This is a genomic window from Nonomuraea sp. NPDC052116 (assembly GCF_040680035.1).
GTDB classification, from domain to species: domain Bacteria; phylum Actinomycetota; class Actinomycetes; order Streptosporangiales; family Streptosporangiaceae; genus Nonomuraea; species Nonomuraea angiospora_A.
This window is the reverse complement of the sequence record NZ_JBFAWA010000005.1, coordinates 226831-244625: the sequence shown is the minus strand read 5'-3', so window position 1 is coordinate 244625 and position 17795 is coordinate 226831. Positions and strand designations below refer to the sequence as shown.

Annotated in this window: 18 protein-coding genes; 8 read left to right on the top strand and 10 right to left on the bottom strand. The window is 70.6% G+C overall.

All coding sequences use genetic code 11. The features are described 5' to 3' along the window. Positions 1-16: 16 nt before the first annotated feature. Entirely contained in the window at positions 17-1795 is a 1779-nt protein-coding gene (locus tag AB0L65_RS11410) for a hypothetical protein (protein WP_364243373.1), read from the bottom strand. 89 nt (positions 1796-1884) lie between these two features. Between AB0L65_RS11410 and AB0L65_RS11405 the strand changes: the two genes are divergently transcribed. The 4 genes from AB0L65_RS11405 to AB0L65_RS11390 are packed head-to-tail and all read left to right on the top strand — an operon-like array spanning position 1885 to position 4529. Beyond that, the gene (locus AB0L65_RS11405) at positions 1885-2460 is read left to right on the top strand and encodes a hypothetical protein (protein ID WP_364243371.1); all 576 of its coding nucleotides are present in this window, start codon (positions 1885-1887) and stop codon (positions 2458-2460) included. 4 nt (positions 2461-2464) lie between these two features. Then, the gene (locus tag AB0L65_RS11400; protein ID WP_350731311.1) at positions 2465-2815 is read left to right on the top strand and encodes a cupin; all 351 of its coding nucleotides are present in this window, start codon (positions 2465-2467) and stop codon (positions 2813-2815) included. 32 nt (positions 2816-2847) lie between these two features. Further along, positions 2848-3921: an adenosine deaminase gene (locus tag AB0L65_RS11395; RefSeq protein WP_350731313.1), complete on the top strand. Its 1074-nt coding sequence runs from the start codon at positions 2848-2850 to the stop codon at positions 3919-3921. Continuing rightward, complete coding sequence (locus AB0L65_RS11390) at positions 3918-4529, top strand: PH domain-containing protein (protein WP_364243368.1); 612 nt, start codon at positions 3918-3920, stop codon at positions 4527-4529. The genes AB0L65_RS11395 and AB0L65_RS11390 overlap by 4 nt, the downstream gene beginning before the upstream one ends. On the opposite strand, the gene AB0L65_RS11385 is transcribed toward AB0L65_RS11390, so the two are convergent. The 3 genes from AB0L65_RS11385 to AB0L65_RS11375 are packed head-to-tail and all read right to left on the bottom strand — an operon-like array spanning position 4519 to position 7368. Continuing rightward, on the bottom strand, positions 4519-5247 hold the full coding sequence (locus AB0L65_RS11385) for an enoyl-CoA hydratase/isomerase family protein (protein ID WP_364243365.1): 729 nt from the start codon (positions 5245-5247) through the stop codon (positions 4519-4521). The two genes, AB0L65_RS11390 and AB0L65_RS11385, sit on opposite strands and share 11 nt — an antisense overlap. Next, positions 5244-6704 (bottom strand): AMP-binding protein, encoded by a 1461-nt coding sequence (locus AB0L65_RS11380; RefSeq protein WP_364243362.1) that lies wholly within the window; start codon positions 6702-6704, stop codon positions 5244-5246. The genes AB0L65_RS11385 and AB0L65_RS11380 overlap by 4 nt, the downstream gene beginning before the upstream one ends. Continuing rightward, the gene (locus tag AB0L65_RS11375) at positions 6664-7368 is read right to left on the bottom strand and encodes a TetR/AcrR family transcriptional regulator (RefSeq protein ID WP_364243359.1); all 705 of its coding nucleotides are present in this window, start codon (positions 7366-7368) and stop codon (positions 6664-6666) included. Before AB0L65_RS11375 ends, AB0L65_RS11380 begins: the two co-directional genes overlap by 41 nt. Before the next feature lie 81 nt (positions 7369-7449). Between AB0L65_RS11375 and AB0L65_RS11370 the strand changes: the two genes are divergently transcribed. Continuing rightward, complete coding sequence (locus tag AB0L65_RS11370; RefSeq protein ID WP_355190503.1) at positions 7450-8265, top strand: MerR family transcriptional regulator; 816 nt, start codon at positions 7450-7452, stop codon at positions 8263-8265. 52 nt (positions 8266-8317) lie between these two features. Beyond that, the gene (locus AB0L65_RS11365; protein WP_364243356.1) at positions 8318-8803 is read left to right on the top strand and encodes a GyrI-like domain-containing protein; all 486 of its coding nucleotides are present in this window, start codon (positions 8318-8320) and stop codon (positions 8801-8803) included. A 43-nt stretch (positions 8804-8846) separates the two neighbouring features. Here AB0L65_RS11365 and AB0L65_RS11360 read toward each other — a convergent pair whose 3' ends face one another. Then, positions 8847-10076 (bottom strand): serine hydrolase domain-containing protein, encoded by a 1230-nt coding sequence (locus AB0L65_RS11360; protein ID WP_364243802.1) that lies wholly within the window; start codon positions 10074-10076, stop codon positions 8847-8849. Positions 10077-10322: 246 nt separating this feature from the next. Between AB0L65_RS11360 and AB0L65_RS11355 the strand changes: the two genes are divergently transcribed. Continuing rightward, the gene (locus AB0L65_RS11355; protein ID WP_364243353.1) at positions 10323-11081 is read left to right on the top strand and encodes a helix-turn-helix domain-containing protein; all 759 of its coding nucleotides are present in this window, start codon (positions 10323-10325) and stop codon (positions 11079-11081) included. Between the two features lie 2 nt (positions 11082-11083). Here AB0L65_RS11355 and AB0L65_RS11350 read toward each other — a convergent pair whose 3' ends face one another. Genes AB0L65_RS11350 through AB0L65_RS11335 form a run of 4 tightly spaced genes read right to left on the bottom strand, consistent with a single transcriptional unit; the run spans position 11084 to position 15815 of the window. Beyond that, on the bottom strand, positions 11084-12718 hold the full coding sequence (locus tag AB0L65_RS11350) for a phospho-sugar mutase (RefSeq protein ID WP_364243350.1): 1635 nt from the start codon (positions 12716-12718) through the stop codon (positions 11084-11086). Then, positions 12715-13518, bottom strand: a complete 804-nt coding sequence (locus AB0L65_RS11345) for a purine-nucleoside phosphorylase (RefSeq protein WP_355190511.1) — start codon at positions 13516-13518, stop codon at positions 12715-12717. Before AB0L65_RS11345 ends, AB0L65_RS11350 begins: the two co-directional genes overlap by 4 nt. A gap of 3 nt (positions 13519-13521) precedes the next feature. Beyond that, entirely contained in the window at positions 13522-14826 is a 1305-nt protein-coding gene (locus tag AB0L65_RS11340) for a M20/M25/M40 family metallo-hydrolase (protein WP_364243346.1), read from the bottom strand. After that, positions 14823-15815 carry an Lrp/AsnC family transcriptional regulator gene (locus tag AB0L65_RS11335; protein WP_364243343.1) on the bottom strand — a complete coding sequence of 331 codons (993 nt, stop codon included), beginning with the start codon at positions 15813-15815 and terminating at the stop codon, positions 14823-14825. Before AB0L65_RS11335 ends, AB0L65_RS11340 begins: the two co-directional genes overlap by 4 nt. A gap of 111 nt (positions 15816-15926) precedes the next feature. Here AB0L65_RS11335 and AB0L65_RS11330 point away from each other — a divergent pair, with 111 nt between their 5' ends. After that, the gene (locus AB0L65_RS11330) at positions 15927-17228 is read left to right on the top strand and encodes an MFS transporter (protein ID WP_364243340.1); all 1302 of its coding nucleotides are present in this window, start codon (positions 15927-15929) and stop codon (positions 17226-17228) included. On the opposite strand, the gene AB0L65_RS11325 is transcribed toward AB0L65_RS11330, so the two are convergent. After that, positions 17225-17716 carry a gamma-glutamylcyclotransferase gene (locus AB0L65_RS11325; protein WP_313044612.1) on the bottom strand — a complete coding sequence of 164 codons (492 nt, stop codon included), beginning with the start codon at positions 17714-17716 and terminating at the stop codon, positions 17225-17227. The genes AB0L65_RS11330 and AB0L65_RS11325 overlap by 4 nt on opposite strands. Between the last annotated feature and the right edge of the window lie 79 nt (positions 17717-17795).

Sequence of the window (17795 nt, the reverse complement as noted above, 5' to 3'; positions counted from 1 at the left end):
GCGGGGCCCTTTCTCGTCATTTCAGCGCGCCGAGCGGGGAGTCGTAGCCGATCCACTCCTCGCCCCCGAAGTCGGCGCTCTTGCCCGACCGGACGTCCACCTTGGTCAGGTAGGCGTCCTCGTCGTCCTCGTCGGGCTGGCGTACGAGGACCTCGTCGGCGCTGAGCCAGCGCTCGACCGCGATCACGCCGTAGTCGTCGAGCGCCGTGCGGGAGCCGAAGACGCGGCCGGTGCGGGCGTTCATGGTGACGAGCCGCTCGTCGGCCGACACCAGAGCCAGCGTGCGGCCGTCCGGGGAGAGCGCGGCGCCGTACTCGAGGAGGCCGGGATCGACGCGGTAACCGCCCGCGCGGCCCCTCGCGCCCTGGAGCGTGAGGGTGGCGACCGACGCGTGGCCCGGTACGTCGTCCACGTCCACCTCGTCGCTGACCACCCGCGTGCCGTCGTTCCCCACGGCCAGGATCTTGATCTTCTTTCCGCTGACGTGCCGGGTCGCGCCGGTGTCGAAGTCGAGCATCGCGCCGTCGGCCGCGCCGAAGTCGAGGGCGAAGTACCGGCCGTTCGGCGAGGAGGTGATGTGCGGGAGCGTCTCCTCGTGCTTGATGTCGATCTTCTTGACGACGCCCGTCGGCAGGTCGTGCACGACGTACGAGCCGTCGCGGTGCCGGTAGGCCAGGCGGTGGCCGTCCTGGCTGATGGCGAGGGGCAGGGCGACGAGCGTGTCCTCGTCGTAGCCGGCCCGCGCGGCCTGCAGCCGCCACTCCTTGCCCGACAGGGTCGTCAGCCGCCACTGGCCGCAGGGCTGCGGGTCGCCGGGGTCGGAGGAGGCGCCCTCGCAGTAGTCCGTGTACGCGTACCGGACGGGGTCGCCCAGCTTGTCCGGCATCGCCATGGGGACCTCGTCCGGCGGCGTGAGGGCGGTGCTGCCGTCATCGGCCGCCTTCTCCAGGTTGCCCGCCAGGGTGCTCGCCGCGATCACGACCAGGGCCGCGAGCGCGCCGACGGCCCCAGCCGACGCGGCCGCCCACAGGGTGACGCGGAGCCTGCGCCGCCTGCCGATGCGGGTCAGGACGGGCTCGGAGAGGTTGGTGTGCGGCATGCCGGCCGCGATCCCGACCAGGGCGGCACGCAGGCCGGGCTCGTCGGTGTCCGACCCCTGGGCGGGGACTGCCCACGGGGTGGCTTCCGTCTCTTGAGCGGTGCCCGGCGGATCCTCGGGGGCGACCCACGGCGCCTGGTCCGCCGCCGCCTCCCGCACGTCACCGTCCGGCTCCGAGGGCGCGTCACCATCCGGCTGCGGAGGCGGGGCGTCATCCGGCTCCGGGGACGGGGCATCGCCTGGCTCCGGGGGCTCCGGGAGCTCCGGGGGCGCCGGCGTTTCGGCGCGGGTGAAGAGGTCGGGGTGCGCGGCCCGGAGGAGGGCGAGGGCCTGGTGCGCCTCCTCGTCCAGGGCGGCCGTCCACAGGCCCGTCACCATGGCCACCTGCTCCGGCGGCAGCGCGTCGTGATAGCGCGCCACGAGCACGGCTCGCGCCGTGGGCGGCAGCGTGGCCAGCGCGTGGTCCTCGGGTGCGGGCGGCGGCGCGGCGGCCAGGAAGCGCGCGTACAACTCACGCAGCACCTCCACGGCCGGCTGGCCCCAGCGGATGGTGGACCAGCGGCGGCACGCCGTGACCAGCGCCTCGACCGCCAGTTCGCGGGCCCGGTCCGCGTCACCCGTCAGCAGGTACGCGGTCCGCGCGAACGACGGCGAGTAGTTGGTCAGAAAGATCGGTAAATCGCCAGACTTTTTCACGTATATAACTCCTCGTGGGGTGATCAGGGTACTCGGCAGGGCGGGAAGCCCGGTCGCATGCGGGACCGCAGGCCGGGCATCTTGGAGGTATGCGCCCGTCATCCCCGCGAGCGGGCTCCCGGCTTCTCGCCTCGCTCGCCTGCCTGACCCTGCTCACCGCCTGCGGCCAGGCCGTCCAGACCGCTCTGCCGCAGCAGCCCGCCGCCACCGGGACGGACCGGCCGGAGCCCGACACGCCGACGAGCACGGCCGAGGTGGACGTCCAGCGCGACGGGATCGAGCCCGCCGTCGTCACGGGCGTCCGGTTCGCCGGTCACGGCACGTACGACCGCCTGGTCATCGACCTCAAGGGCAAGGTCCCGGGCTACAGCGTCGAGTGGGTGGACGAATTCGTCGAGGACGGCTCGGGCAAGCCCATGGACGTGAGCGGCGGCGCGTACCTTCAGGTCACGCTCGTCCCCGCGAACGCCCATGACACGAAGGGCAAGCCCACCTGGAAGGGCGGCCCCGTCTTCCCCACCGGCCTGCTCAACCTCACCGACGTCGTCAGGACCGGCGACTTCGAGGGACGCGTCGGCATCGGCCTGGTGCTGGCGAGGAAGGCCGCGTTCCAGGTCAAGGAGCAGGGCGGTCCCAGCCGCCTGATCATCGACGTGGCACACTGACGTCGTGGTGAGAAAGATCGAGGGCCCGGCCCGCATACCCGTACCCGGCGGCAAGCTCATCGACGAGCACATCGGCCGCGTCAGCAGCGGCGACGACGGGATCTCCATAGCGCACATGACCGCCCCGCCCGGCTGGGAGGAGCCGCCTCAGCGGCCGCAGTTCATCGAGTACACGGTGGTGCTGCGCGGCCTGGTGATGGTGGAGCACGCCGAGGGCACGACGGAGGTCGCGGCCGGGCAGTCGGTGGTGACGTCGCCGGGGGAGAGGGTCCGTTACAGCGCAGGTCCCGAGGGTGCCGAGTACATCGCGGTGTGCCTGCCGGCCTTCTCCGCCGAGAGCGCAGGGCGCGACTGAACCGTACGCGAGGGACGCCCTATCATGGCCAGATGAGTCCCACGCTTGACGAGATCCGGCGGGCTCCCAAGGTGCTGCTGCACGATCACCTCGACGGCGGGCTCCGCGCCGAGACGATCGTCGAGCTGGCCAGGGAGACCGGCTACGATCGGCTGCCCACCGACGACCCCGACCGCCTGCGCCACTGGTTCGAGGAGGCGGCCGACTCCGGCTCGCTCGAGCGCTATCTGGAGACGTTCGCCCACACCGTGGGGGTCATGCAGACGCGCGAGTCGCTCGTCCGCGTGGCCGCCGAGTGCGCTCAGGACCTCGCGGCCGACGGCGTGGTCTACGCCGAGGTGCGGTACGCGCCCGAGCAGCACACCACGCGCGGGCTGAGCCTCGACCAGGTGGTCGAGGCGGTGCTCGAAGGGTTCAAGCAGGGCTCGGAGGGGCGCGGGATCCGGGTCGGCACGCTCCTGACGGCCATGCGGCACCAGGCGCGGTCCATGGAGATCGCCGAGCTGGCCGTGCGCTACCGCGACGTGGGCGTGGTGGGGTTCGACATCGCGGGGGCCGAGGCGGGCTACCCGCCCACGCGGCATCTCGACGCGTTCGAATACCTCCAGCGGGAGAACGCCCACTTCACCATCCACGCGGGCGAGGCGTTCGGGCTGCCGTCGATCTGGCAGGCGATCCAGTGGTGCGGCGCCGACCGGCTCGGCCACGGCGTACGGATCATCGACGACATCTCCGTGTCCGAGGACGGCTCCGCCAAGCTGGGACGGCTGGCCGCGTACGTGCGTGACAAGCGCATCCCGCTGGAGATGTGCCCCACCTCCAACCTGCAGACCGGGGCCGCCCCGTCGATCGCCCAGCACCCCATCGGGCTGCTGCGGCGGCTGCACTTCAGGGTCACGGTCAACACCGACAACCGGCTGATGAGCTCGACGAGCGTGTCGCAGGAGTTCGCCAAGCTGGTGGAGGCGTTCGGCTACGGCTGGGACGACCTGCAGTGGTTCACGGTCAACGCGATGAAGTCGGCGTTCCTGCCGTTCGACGAGCGGCTGGCGCTGATCAACGGGGTCATCAAGCCGGGGTTCGCGCAGCTCAAGTGGCAGCCGTGAAACAGACCTACCGGTCCAAGACCGCGTTCGTGCTCGCCTGGGTGTGGCTGGCCTTCGTCGCGTTCAACGTCTGGGACCTGATCGCCCACTACACCGGCAAGTCGTCGCTGGTGGCGCTGGCCGTGCTCGGCGCGCTGACCGCGCTGGTCTACGTGATCGCGATGCGCCCCGCCACCGTGTTCACGGAGGCGGGGCTGATCGGGCGCAACCCGCTGCGCACGACGTTCCTGCCGTGGGCCTCGATCGAGGACGTGACGGTGTCCCACTCGATCAACGTCGAGTACGGCGACGAGCGGGTGCTGCGGTTGTGGACGCCGATGAGCAGCGCGCGGGAGCGGGCCAGGGCGCAGCGGCGTGGGGCGCCCAGGCAGCAGCGCGGACGCTTCAGCACCGAGCCCACGCTGTCGAAGGCCGAGCAGGCGGCCGTGGAGGCGTTCGCGGGCAAGACGCACGCCGACTGGGTGGGCGGCCAGATCCGCGACCGCGCCGAGTCGGCCAGGCGCCGCGAGGAAGAGGCGGCGCCGGCCCGGGTCACGTGGTCCTACGACTCCATCGCGGTGCTGGCGGCGGCCGTGGTCCTGCTGGTGGTGGCGATCGTCATCGCCTAGCCCGGTTGACGAAGCGGGACATGCCCTCCTGGGCGATGCCCGACTCCTCGACCTGCTTGGCGGCCTCCGTCTCCCTCGCGAAGGCACGCTCGACCTCGTCCCGGGACGGCCTGAGAAGTGCCAGGTGGACCGCCGTGGCCGTGCCCGGCCGGGTCCAGTGGCGTACGCGTTCGATCGCCGCGTCCAGCAGCCGCTCCTGGGGGACGATCTCGTCCAGCAGGCCCGTGGCCAGGGCCTGCTCGGCGGTCATCCGGGTCGAGTCGAGCACCAGCTTCAGCGCCCTGGCGCCCACCAGGCGGGGGAGCAGGTAGCTGGAGGCGTTCGAGACGGACAGGCCGATGTGGTTCTCCGGCAGGAAGTACTCGGTCGCCGGGGTGCCGATGCGGGTGTCGAAGCACAGCGTCCACTCGGCGGCCCCGCCCACGGCCAGGCCGTTGACCGCCGCCACGACCGGGACCCGCGTCTCCAGCACCGCCCTGGTCATGTCGTGGAAGAGCTCCACCTCCTCGACCAGCGACTTTCCGGCGGCCTCGTGGATGTCCTCCCCGGCCGAGAACGCCCGGCCGGTGCCGGTGACCACGACGCCTCTGACGTCCTGGCCGCACGCGCGGATCGCGGCCGCCAGGTCGCGGCGCATGCCCGCGGTGAGGGCGTTGAGCTTCTTCGGGCGCGCGAGGGTGATGACGGCCGCCTCGTCGCGTTCGGTCACTTCGATCATGCTCTCTCCTTGGGGATCGCGATGGCGGGGGCGGCGCGCTGGTCTCGTTCCGGGGTGAGGAGGTGGCGCTTCTCGATGCGGGACGACGGGGTGAGCGTGAACTCCGCCACGAACTCCACGTACTCCGGGATCTTGAAGCGGGCCAGCCGCTCCCTGGCGTGGCCGATGATGCTCCCGGCCGTCCCGGCGTCGGGGACGTGTCCCGGGCGGAGCTGGATGAACGCCTTGGGCAGCTCGCCGAACAGGTCGTCCGGAACGGGCACCAGCGCGGCCTGGAGGACCGCGGGGTGCTCGGTGAGCACGCCCTCCACCTCGGCGCACGAGATGTTCTCGCCACCTCTGCGCACCATGTCCTTCAATCGCCCGGAATGGTGGATGTAGCCGTGCTCGTCGCGGAAGCCGAGGTCGCCCGTGTGGTACCAGCCGCCCCTGAACGCGTGGGCGGTGGCCTCCGGGTGGTTCCAGTAGCCGTTCATCATGGGTGTGCCCCTGACCAGGATCTCGCCGGTCTCCTCGTCCAGCGTGACCTCCTTGCCCGGGTACGCGAGCCCCATGGCGCCGGTGCCGACCGTCTCCACGGCGTCGACGGGCACCCCCAGGTCGGGCCCGCTCTCCGTGGATCCGTACAGCTCGCGCCACGGCGCGCCCCAGCGCTCCTCGAACGCCCGGTGCAGGTCCGGCCGGATGCCCGAGCAGAGCACGAGGCGCATCCGGTTGTCGCGGTCGTGGGGGTGGGGCGGCTGCTTGTGCAGGAGGAGGGGCATCGAGCCGAGTACGTACGTGAGCGTCGTCCCGTGCTCCCGGACCGAGGCCCAGAAGCCGGAGGCGGAGAAGCGGGGGAGCACGACGAGGGGGATGCCGCCGACCAGGCAGAAGAGGGTGGCCCACTGGGGGTCGATGTACGAGTACGGCTGGGCGATCAGCATGACGTCGTCGTCACGCAGGCGGACCTGGTCGGCGATCAGCCGGGCGGTCCTGAGCCAGTAGGCGTGGGTGAGCATGCAGGCCTTGGGGAAGCCGGTGGTCCCCGACGTGTACTGAAAATTCGCGATTTCGTGGGTCAAAACCGGGCGCTTGCCATGGGGTTCGGCGTCGAGGACGTAGACCGTACCCGGGATGTGCGGGGCGTGCTCGTCGGTGGTCAGGGTGGCCACGGCGCCCGAGTCGCGCAGGACGTGCTCCAGGTCGGCGGCCCGGTAGCGGACGTTCACCGGCACGGTGACCGCGCCCGCCTTGAGCACGGCCAGCCAGCTCAGCGGCCAGCCGGGGACGTTGTCCATCATGATCGCCACCCGGTCGCCCGGCCGGACGCCCTTGTCGATCAGCGCGGCGGCCAGGCCGTCGGACCGGGCGTCCGCCTCGGCGAAGGTGAGCGAGGTGTCGGGGAAGCGGAGGAACTCGCGCGTGCCGTACGTGCTAGCGGCGTGCCTCATCAGGTCGGGGATCGTTGCGTGCATCCGGCGGCTCCCACGGGAAGTCGGGCAGCAGGGAGAGGTCGAGGGTGGCCCCGGCCGGGGCGGGCGCGCGGACGGCGGCCAGGCCGATCGTGACGAACTCGGCGCACACCTGCTCCAGCGTGGAGTCCCCGTCGGGGCGGTACCACTCGCTGGTGCCGGTGCACATGGACATCAGGGCCAGGCGGGTCAGCTTCTGGTCGGCGACGCGGAACACGCCCTGGGCGACGCCGTCCGCGAGGGCGTCCTTCCAGTGGGCCTCGTACGCGTCGCGCAGGGCGATGATCTCGTCGTAAGCGGCGGAGCCGGGGGTGAGGGAGCGGAGTTCGCCGTCCATGACGCGGCTGGTCATGGGGCTGAGCGCGTGGACGGAGGTGAGGGAGCCGACCAGCAGGGCCAGGCGGTCGGTGGGGCTGTGGACGTTTTCCAGCATGCGTTCCGTGGCGTCGATCAGCCCTTGCTGGCCGACGCGCATGAGGTCGGCGAGCAGGGACTCCTTGCTCGTCACGTGGTGATATATCCCGGCATTGGTCATGCTGACCGCTTTGGCCAGGTCGCGGATGCTCGTGGCCGCGTAGCCCTGCCGGGCGAACAGCAGCACCGCCGCCGTCCTGATCCGCCGGTTCGCATCCTCGCTGGCAGTCCTACCGAACGTTCGGTCGACCATGATGGGAAAAATACCCCATGCCTTACGAAATCGCCATAGGTTGACCCTGACACCGTGTCAGGCCGTAGACCTGGAGCCGTCATGTTCAGCATCGGAGATTTCGCCAGGCTCGGACTGGTCTCGGTACGCATGTTGCGTCACTACGACGCCATCGGCCTGCTGCGCCCCGCGCACGTGGACCCCGTCAGCGGCTACCGGTCCTACCAGGCCGCGCAGCTGTCCCGGCTCAACCGCATCGTCGCGATCAAGGACCTCGGCTTCACGCTGGAGCAGGTCAGCGCCATCCTCGACGAGAAGGTGAGCACGGAGGAGCTGCACGGCATGGTACGGCTGCGCCGCGCCCAGCTCGAAGCCCAGATCAGCGCCGACCTGGCCAGGCTCCGAGGCGTCGAGGCGCGACTGCGCACCATCGAGACGGAAGGGCACATGAGGACAGCCGAAGTCGTGCTCAAGAGGGTGGACCCGGTCCGGGTCGCCGAGCTCAGCGCCAGGGCGGCCAGCTACGAGGGGGAGGACATCGGCCCGGTCATCAAGCCGCTGTTCCGGGAGATCTGCCGCCGGGTGGAGGCCGCCGGGGTGAGTGTCGTGGCTCCCGGCCTGGCCTATTACGTGCCGGACGACGACGGCTCCGTCATGGTGCACACGTGCCTGCCGGTTTCCGTGCCGCCCGGCCCCTACGACTTCGAGATCGTCGACCTGCCTCCCATCGAGACCGCGGCCGCGATCATCCACGAGGGGCCGATGGAGGCGGTGGGGCCGACGTTCCAGGCGCTGGCCCACTGGATCGAGGAGAACGGCTATCGCTCCCTGGGCCTGGCCAGGGAGATCTCTCTGCACTGCCCGGAAGACCAGGACGAGTGGGTCACCGAGCTCCAGATCGAAGTGACGTCGGCGTAGTCGATGAGTTTCGGCAGCGCGCCCGGTCTGAAGGACGAAGGAGGAACACGACATGCCACAGATCGTCGAATTTCCCGAGCGACCCTACATCGGGATCCGCAAGACCATCACCATGACCAGCTTCGGCCTGGTCGGGGACCGCATCGGTGGGCTCATCGGCTGGCTCGCCGAGCGCGGGGTGTCCCCGGCAGACGCCCCGTTCTTCAGGTACGACAGCATCAACATGGCGGAGGACCGGCTGGTGGTGCAGGCGGGAGTGCCCGTTCCGGCGCCGGTGGCGGGTGAGGGCGAGATCTTCGCCGACGTTCTGCCCGCGGGCCGCTACGTCACCACCTCCCACCACGGCCACCCGGACCAGCTGAGGAACGTCATCGCCGGGCTGCTGAAGTGGACCGAGGAGCAGGCCCTGACCTGGGACATGACCGAGAAGGACGGGACGGAGCACTGGGGCTGCCGCCTGGAGTTCTACAAGACCAACCCCATGGTCGAGCCCGACCTGAACAACTGGGACACCGACCTCCAGTTCCGCCTGGCCTGACCTTCGAGGGGGAGCGGGGTCCGGAGCGGACCCCGTGCTGCGGTCAGTCGTCGATGGCCTGGTAGAGCGTGGTCCAGAAGTCGTTCATCAGCCGCGCCGGGTCCGGGACGGTGTATCCGACCTGGGTGAGCAGGATTCCGGTGAGCCGCTTGGCCGGGTCGGCGTAGGTCGAGGTGCCGCTTCCGCCGTCCCAGCCGAACTGGCCGACGGAGGCGTAGTCGCCGCGGTACGTGCGCACCGCCATCCCCAGGCCCCAGCCGCCCTGCTGCCCCTGGCCGAAGGACACGTGGACGCTGTTGACCGCCAGCGCGTGCCGGGCGGCCTGCTGCTCGGCCGTGAGCCGGTTGGTGGTCATCAACTCCACCGCGGGCCGCGACAGGATCCGCTCGCCGCCGTGCATGCCGCCGTTGAGCAGCATCCGGAAGTAGGCGTGGTAGTCGTCGGCGGTGGAGACCAGCCCACCGCCGCCGCCCTGGAACGCCGGAGCCTGGTTCCACCGCCCGCCCTTGGCCTCGTCCCACACGAGGAACTCGCCGGTCTGCGGGTCGGGGGCGTACAGGTCCGGCAGCCGGTCGATCTTGTCGTCGGGCACGTGGAAGCCGGTGTCGGTCATCCCCAGCGGCTCGAAGACGCGCTCGCGCAGGAACTCCTCGAACGACCGGCCCGTGACCCGGGAGACCAGCACGCCGACCAGATCGCTGCTGATCTGGTACTGCCAGCACTCGCCGGGCTGGTGCATCAGCGGCAGCTCGCCCAGGCGGCGCATCCATTCATCCTGCTCGGGCACCGGCACCGGCAGATTGGGCGTGAGACCCCGCTCGAAGATCGCGTTCAGGATCGGCGTGCCCAGCGCCGTCATGTCCATGCCGAGCCCGAACGTGGAGGTCAGCACGTCCCGCACGGTGATCGGCCGGCGCGCCGGCACGGTGTCGTCCAGCGGCCCGTCGATCCGCTTCAGCACCTGACGGTCGGCCAGCTCCGGCAGCCACGCGTCCACCACGTCGTCCAGCCGCAACCGGCACTCATCCAGGAGCACCATCGCCGCCGCGATCGAGACCGGCTTGGACGTGGAGGCCATCCGGAAGATCGTGTCCCGGCGCATCGGCGCGCCACCGTCATGACGCATCGTCCCGATCGCCTCAACGTGCGTCTCATCGCCCCGGCCGACCAGGGCGACCAGCCCGGGGATCTTCCCGGACTCGACATGCCGCGTCAGCACCTCACGCAGCCTGCGCAGCCCCGCTTCGGAGAAGCCGCCGTTGCTGTGTTCCATCATGAATCTCCTTGCGCACATTGTTCGGGTATTTCTGAACGACTGCGACACTACATTGCGTTCACTGATCGGTCAACAAGCAAAGCTGGCCTGTTTGGCTAGCTAGAGCCGGTAAATATGGATCTGCTTTGCAATGACAATGAAGCTGAACGCAAAAGGTGATCAAGATGTGGATTGCAATGAGAATCCGCGCGACTGCATACTGTGCAGCGGGGCCGCACGGCGAGCGACAGGAGACGAGCACCGATGCCCGGAGGCAGACTCACCAACGAGGACCGTCAGCACATCGCCGCAGGGCTGGCCGAGGGGCTCGGATACGCGGAGATCGGCCGGCGTCTGGAGCGGCCCGCCTCGACCATCATGCGGGAGGTCACCCGCAACGGCGGACCCGACGATTACGGGGCGGAGCGGGCACACGAGGCCACCCGGCATCGCGCGCGCCGTAACAAGCAGGCTCAGCCTCCGGCGCCGCCGACCCCCGACGGCGGCCACGGGCGCGACCCCCAAGAGGTGCGGGACTTCACGGAGTCCTTCACCGCCCTCCTCGTCCAGCAGGGGCTGCCCCAGATGATGGCGAGGGTGCTGGCCTGCCTGTACATCACCGACTCCGGCACCCTCACCGCCGCCGACCTGGTCCAGCGGCTACGCGTCAGCCCGGCGTCGGTCTCGCATGCCATCGCCTTCCTCGAACAGCAGGGAATGCTCAGGCGGGAACGGGTCCCCGGCAGGCGGCGCGAACGCTATGTCATCGACGACGAGATCTGGCTCCGGTCCATGCTCGCCGGCCTGCAGATGAACGAGGCCCTGGCCGCCGCGTCGCGGCGCGGAGCCGAGGTTCTCGGGGCCGCGACCCCGGCGGGCGTCCGCTTCGAGTCCTCCGCCGAGCTCCTCCACCTCGTGAGCGAGGCCTTCCGGCAGGTCATGGAGCAGTGGCGGCGGGGTCAGGCCGCCCGGCACCCGGGCACCCTGACCCCACAGGACGAAACCCCTCCAGGTCCGCGGTAGCTTCAGAGGCCCAGGCCGGCGGCCAGGTCGGCCTTCAGAGCGGCGAGATCGCGAGCCGCCTGCTCGCGCGCCTGCGCGACCTTCCCCGTCACCGGCACCACGACCTCCAGATAGCACTTCAGCTTGGGCTCCGTGCCCGAAGGGCGGACGACCACGCGGCCGTCCCCCGACAGCAGGTATCGCAGCCCGTCCGTGGGCGGCAGCCCGCCGTCGCCCTTCGCCAGGTCGTCCGTACGCGTCACCGCCCGGCCGCCCAGCGCGGTCGGGGGGTGGGCGCGCAGGCGGGTCATGGCGTCAGCGATCAGCGACAGGTCGGACACCCGGAACGAGAGCTGGGACGTCGCGTGCAGCCCGTAGCGGCGGGCCTGGTCGTCCAGGAGGTCCAGCAGCGTACGGCCGGAGCGCTTGGCCGCCGCGGCGACGGCCGCGACCGTGAGGGCCGCCCCGATCCCGTCCTTGTCCCGGACCGGCAGGCCCGCGTCGGAGCCGACGCTGTAGCCGATGGCCTCCTCGTAGCCGAAGACCAGCCCCGGACCCGCCTTGATGATCCACTTGAAACCCGTCAGCGTCTCGCCGTAGCGGACCCCGTGCGCCCGGGCGATCTTGCCCAGCAGGGTCGAGGAGACGATGGTGGTGGCCACCATGCGGTCGCCGGCGGTCTGCGTGATCACGTGCTCGGCCAGCAGGCCGCCGACCTCGTCGCCGGTCAGCATGCGGCACGTCCCGTCGGGCAGCGGGACCCCCACCGCGCACCTGTCGGCGTCGGGGTCGTTGGCCAGGACCAGGTCGGCGTCCAGCTTGGCGGCCAGCGCGATGGCCAGGTCCATCGCGCCGGGCTCCTCCGGATTGGGGAAGGAGACCGTCGGGAAGTCGGGGTCGGGGTCGCGCTGCTCCTCGACGGCCACCGGGGTCTCGAAGCCGGCGGCCAGGAACGCGCCGGTGAGCGTGGCGGCGCCCACGCCGTGCAGGGGCGTGTATGCCACGCGCAGGTCGCGGGCCTCGCCCAGGGGCAGGGCGGTCACGGCGGCGAGGTAGTCGTCGACGATGCCCTCGCCGAGCTCCGTCAGCGTGCCGGGACCGTTCAGCGGGAGCCGGTCCACCCGTCCGACGGCGTCGATGGCCGCCGAGATCTCGCCGTCGACCGGGGGCACGATCTGGGAGCCGTCGCCCCAGTAGACCTTGTAGCCGTTGTCGCGCGGCGGGTTGTGGCTGGCGGTGACCGTGACCCCGGCGTCCGCGTCGAGGTGGCGTACGGCGAAGGCCAGCACGGGCGTGGGTAGCGGAGCCGGCAGGAGGGAGGCGTGCAGCCCGGCGCCCGTCAGGACGGCGGCCGTGTCACGGGCGAACACGTCGGACTTGTGGCGGGCGTCGTAGCCGACGACCACGTGCTTGCCCGGCCCGAGGACCCGGGCCAGGCCCGCGGCGGCGCGCATGACGGTGACGCGGTTCATCCGGTTGGGACCCGCGCCCAGCTCTCCCCGCAGGCCCGCCGTGCCGAACTCCAGCTTGGCCCCGAACCGGTCGCGCAGGGCCTCCAGGTCGCCGCCGTCCAGGAGCCGGGAGAGCTCGTCGCGGGTCTCCGGATCCGGATCCTGGGCCAGCCACTCCCGCGCCGCGAGCACCAGATCCTCGCTCACAGCCGGTCCACCACCTTGGCCAGCAGGACGCCCATGCGGGCCGCCGTGGACCGGCCGACCTCCAGGACCTCCTCGTGGTTGAGCGGCTCGCCCGCCAGCCCCGCGCCGGGGTTGGTGACCAGGGAGACGCCGAGCACCTCCAGCTTCGCCTCCCTGGCGGCGATGGCCTCCAGGACGGTGGACATGCCCACCATGTCGCCGCCCAGCGTGCGCAGCATGCGGATCTCGGCCGGCGTCTCGTACGTGGGCCCGCGGAAGGCCACGTACACGCCTTCGGAGAGGCTCGGGTCGACCTCGCGCACCAGCTCGCGCAGGCGGCGCGAGTAGACCTCGGTGAGGTCGATGAACGTGGTGCCGGTGATCGGGTTGGCCCCGGTCAGGTTGATGTGGTCGCTGATCAGGACCGGGTCGCCGACGTTCTGCGTCTCGGGGCGCAGGCCGCCGGCGGCGTTGGTGAGCACGAGCGTGCGTACGCCGGCCGCGGCCGCCGTACGCACTCCGTGGACGACCGCGTCCACCCCGAGCCCTTCGTAGAGGTGCGTGCGCCCGAGGAACACCAGCGCGTGCCGCCCCGCCGAGGTGCGCACGACGCGGATCTTGCCGCCGTGCCCCGCCACGGCGGGCGCGCGGAAACCGGGCAGATCGGTGAACGGGACCTCGCTCACCGTCTCGCCGATGGCATCGGCGGCGGGCACCCACCCCGACCCCATGACGAGAGCCACGTCGAAGGTGTCGAGGCCGGTCGCGCTCTTGAGAGCCGCGGCGGCCTCATCTGCCAGGGTGTATGCGTCGTTGGTCACAACTCAGTAGTTTAGGAGCAGCCTGTCCAGCACCCGCACCCCGAACTGCAGGGCGTCCACCGGCACCCGCTCGTCCACGCCGTGGAACATCGAGGCGAAGTCCATGTCGGCGGGCAGCCGCAGCGGCACGAAGCCGAACCCGCGCACCCCCAGGTCCGCGAAGAACGTCTTGTTGTCGGTGCCGCCCGACATGCAGTACGGGATCGCCCGCGCCGCCGGGTCCTCGGCCTTGAGCGCCGCGATCATCGACTCGACCAGCGCCCCGTCGAACGTGGTCTCCAGCGCGATGTCGTGGTGCACGAACTCGCGCCGGATCTTCGGCCCGAGCAGCGAGTCGACGGTCTTGAAGAAGTCCTCCTCGAACCCGGGCAGGAACCGCCCGTCGACCACCGCAGCGGCCTGGCCGGGGATGACGTTCGACTTGTAGCCGGCGTCGAGCTGGGTCGGGTTGGTGGTGTTGCGCAGCGTCGCGCCGACGAAGCGGACGAGCGGCCCGATCTTGTCCAGGATCGGCTGCGGGTCGTCCTCGTCGAACGGGATCCCGAACGCGTCCGCGACCTCGGTGAGGAACTGCCGCACGGTCGGCGTGTACGTGAGCGGCCAGTCGTGGTCGCCGATCCTGGCCACGGCCTTGGCGATCTCGGTCACGGCGTTGTCGGAGTTGAGCATCGAGCCGTGCCCGGCCGTGCCGTCGGCGATGAGCTTCATCCAGGCCAGGCCCTTCTGGGCCGTCTCGATCAGGTAGAGCCGCAGGGACGGGTCCACCTCCAGCGAGTAGCCGCCGACCTCGCTGATCGACTCGGTGACGCCCTCGAACAGCTCGGGGTGGTTCGCGGTGAGGTATTTGGCGCCGTACACGCCGCCGGCCTCCTCGTCGGCCACCCACGCGAACACGAGGTCGCGGCGCGGTCGGCGCCCGTCGCGCTTGAGCTGGCGCAGCACGGCCAGCATCATCGCGTCCATGTCCTTCATGTCCACGGCGCCGCGGCCCCAGATGTAGCCGTCGCGCACCTCGCCGCCGAAGGGGTCGACGGACCAGTCGGCCGCGTTGGCGGGCACGACGTCCAGGTGCCCGTGCACGAGCAGGGCGGGCAGGGACGGGTCGGTGCCCTCGACCCGGGTGATCACGTTGCCGCGGCCGGGCTCGCTCTCGATGTACTTCGAGTCGATCCCGACCTCGGCCAGCCTGGCCATGACGACCTCGGCCGCGGCCCGCTCGCCGGGGCCCGTGCCGTCCCCGTAGTTGCTGCTGTCCACGCGGATCAGCTCTGCGCAAAGGTCGGCGACTTCATTCTCGGCAGGTGTCATGGCGTCTTCTCCCAACGATGATCCAACGTGAGCAATCCGGACTTGTGGAGGTGGCCGCGCTTGTAGGCGCGGGTGATCAGGGTGAGGTCGCTGTCGGCGATCTCGTCATACTGCCCGACGACGCCGGTCATGAAGCGGTAGAGGTCGGCCTCGTGCGCGGCCACGACCTGCACGATGAGGGAATGGGTGCCCGAGGTGGCGGCGCAGTAACGCACGCTCGGGTGCCCGGCCAGCCGCTGCCCGACCAGGTCCAGCCCGTATGGCCGGACCTTCAGCCACAGCATGGCCTCGACCTCGAGCCCGAGCAGCGCGGGCTCCACCTCGGCCCGCGGCAGCAGCAGCCGCCGCTCGATCAGCGAGGTCACCCGCCTGCGCGCGGTCGGCACGGAGATGTCGAGGCGCTCGGCGACGGTGGTGAAGGCGATCCTGCCGTCGGCGGCGAGCAGCCGGGCGATCTCCCCCTCCAGGGGCGACAGGCCCTCCTCGTCGGGCAGGCACTCGGGGGGCGGCGCGGGTCGCAGTTCGAGCACCTCCTCCTCGCTGAGGTACGGCGCGTGCCACTCGGCCACGGTCCTGAACGTGTGGAGCACGACCTGAGCCTGCGTCTGCCGCACGCCGTAGATTTCGGACATCTGCGTGGACAGTACGTGATGCAGATCCTCGCGGGACGGGGAGACCAGCTCACAGCCGATGTCGGCGGCGCCGGTCAGCGCGTAGACCGAGCGCGTGTCGGGCCGGTCGGCCAGCGCCTCGGCCACCTTGCCCGCCGTGCCGGGGCGTACCTGGACGTGCAGGTGGACGGGCCGCCCGTGACCGGTGCGCAGGTCGTCGTAGATGGCCGTGACCTGGACGATCCCCTCGGAGATCAGGCGCTGCAGCCGCCTGGCGACCGTACGTTCGTGCTCGCCGACGACCCTGCCGATCTCGCCCCATGAGGCGCGCGGGCTGACCTGGAGGGCGGCGACGAGGCGTCGGTCGAGAACGTCCACCTGCAACCTGTTCTGTGTCGGGTTTGTAAATATCTGGCCAGAGATTTGACTGTTTCGGTCGTCCAACTGCACAGTAAGCCATCTCCGCACTTTGCAGCAAAGGAGCCCCCCGTGGCGACCTCCCCCGTGGCACAATCACCGGTCGGCATTCCCAAGAGTCGTGTCCGCCAGCTCATGGCGGCCAGCATCGGCAACGTCGTGGAATGGTACGACTGGTACGCATATACGTTCCTCGCGACGTACTTCTCCGCCCAGGTCTTCCCCAAGAGCGAGGGCGGCCTCGTGGCGCTGCTGAGCGCCTACGGGGTGTTCGCGGTGGGCTTCTTCATGCGCCCGCTGGGCGGCCTGCTGGTCGGCGCGTTCGCCGACCGGTTCGGGCGCAAGGCCGCGATGACGTTCACGATCGTGCTGATGGGCGCGGGCTCGCTGTTGCTCGCTGTGACGCCGACGTACGAGGCCGTCGGCCTGCTGTCGCCGGTCATCCTGACCCTCGCCAGGCTCATCCAGGGCCTGTCCGTGGGCGGTGAGTTCGCCGCCGCGACCACGTTCCTGGTGGAGTCGGCCCCGCCCGGGCGGCGCGGCCTCTACTCGAGCTTCCAGTACGTCAGCACCACCATCGGCCAGCTGCTGGCCTCCGGCCTGGCCGCGCTGCTCGCCTCCACCCTCATCAAGGAGGACATGGCCTCGTACGGCTGGCGCATCCCGTTCATCGTGGGCGCCGTGATCAGCCTCGTGGGCCTGTGGATCCGCAAGGGCGCCGACGAGACCTCGGCCGTGGCCGAGGAGATCCAGCGCGGTGAGGCCAAGCGGCCGAAGCTGTTCGAGTTCCTGGTGGGCTACCCGAAGGCGGCCGCCACGATCGTCGGCATCACCATCGCGGGCACCGTGGCGTACTACACCTGGACCAGCTTCCTGCCGATCTACGCGCAGATCACGGTCAAGTTCGACGCGGCGCAGTCGCTCACGGTCGGCACGATCTCGCTGCTGTTCTTCATGGTGCTGCAGCCGCTGCTCGGCATGCTGTCGGACCGCATCGGGCGCAAGCCGATGCTGATCACCTTCGGTGTCGCCTTCGTGGTCCTGCCGGTGCCGCTGCTCAGCACGCTGGGCAACTCGTTCGGGAGCCTGCTGCTCGTGCAGCTGATCGGCATGGTGTTCCTCGGCTGCTTCACCTCGATCTCGGCCGCGGTGAACTCCGAGCTCTTCCCGACGAGGGTGCGCGCGGCCGGCGCGGGCTTCCCGTACTCGCTGACCGTGGCGCTCTTCGGCGGCACCGCCCCGCTCATCGGCACCGCGCTCAAGGACGCCGGCAACGTCGAGGTGTTCCCCTATTACATGTCGGCGCTGGCGCTGATCTCCACGCTGGTCTACATCTTCGTGCTGAAGGAGACCAAGGACCAGCCGCTGCGTTAACCGCCGTACGAGGTGCAGGGGCGCTCCCGCAACTCCTTGACGTAGTCGTCGGGGGCGCCCGCCCGCTCCGCCGCCTCGGCCAGGCTGCCGAGGTAGCGGGCCGACGGCAGACCGCCCTCGTAGCCGTCGAGCACGTAGAACCAGGCCACGACCTCCCCGTCGAGGGTCTGCACCCGCAGCCGCACCTTGTGGTACGCCCCGCGCAGCGCGCCCTCCCACTGGTCGAGTGAGGTCTCCTCCCAGTCGGGCACGTCGTAGAGCACCACGAACACGTGCTCGTCGGGATCCTCGACGATCGTGGCGATCGCGCCCTCCCAGGTGGGGTCGCTGCCGCCGAAGGTCAGCCGCCAGCCCGTCAGCCAGCCGACGCCCCAGATGGGGGAGTGCGGCGCGCGCATGGCCATCTGCTCGGGGTCCATGTTCGAGCCGTACGCGGCATAAAGCCTGGGCTCATTCGGCTTTCCTGCAGGACCTGAAAGCCACGCCACGGTCCACCCCTCTCGGCGGGTGCTGCACGTCATCCAGCTACCGCGCCATCCTGCCACGCTGGGCGGCCGAGTCGGTCCA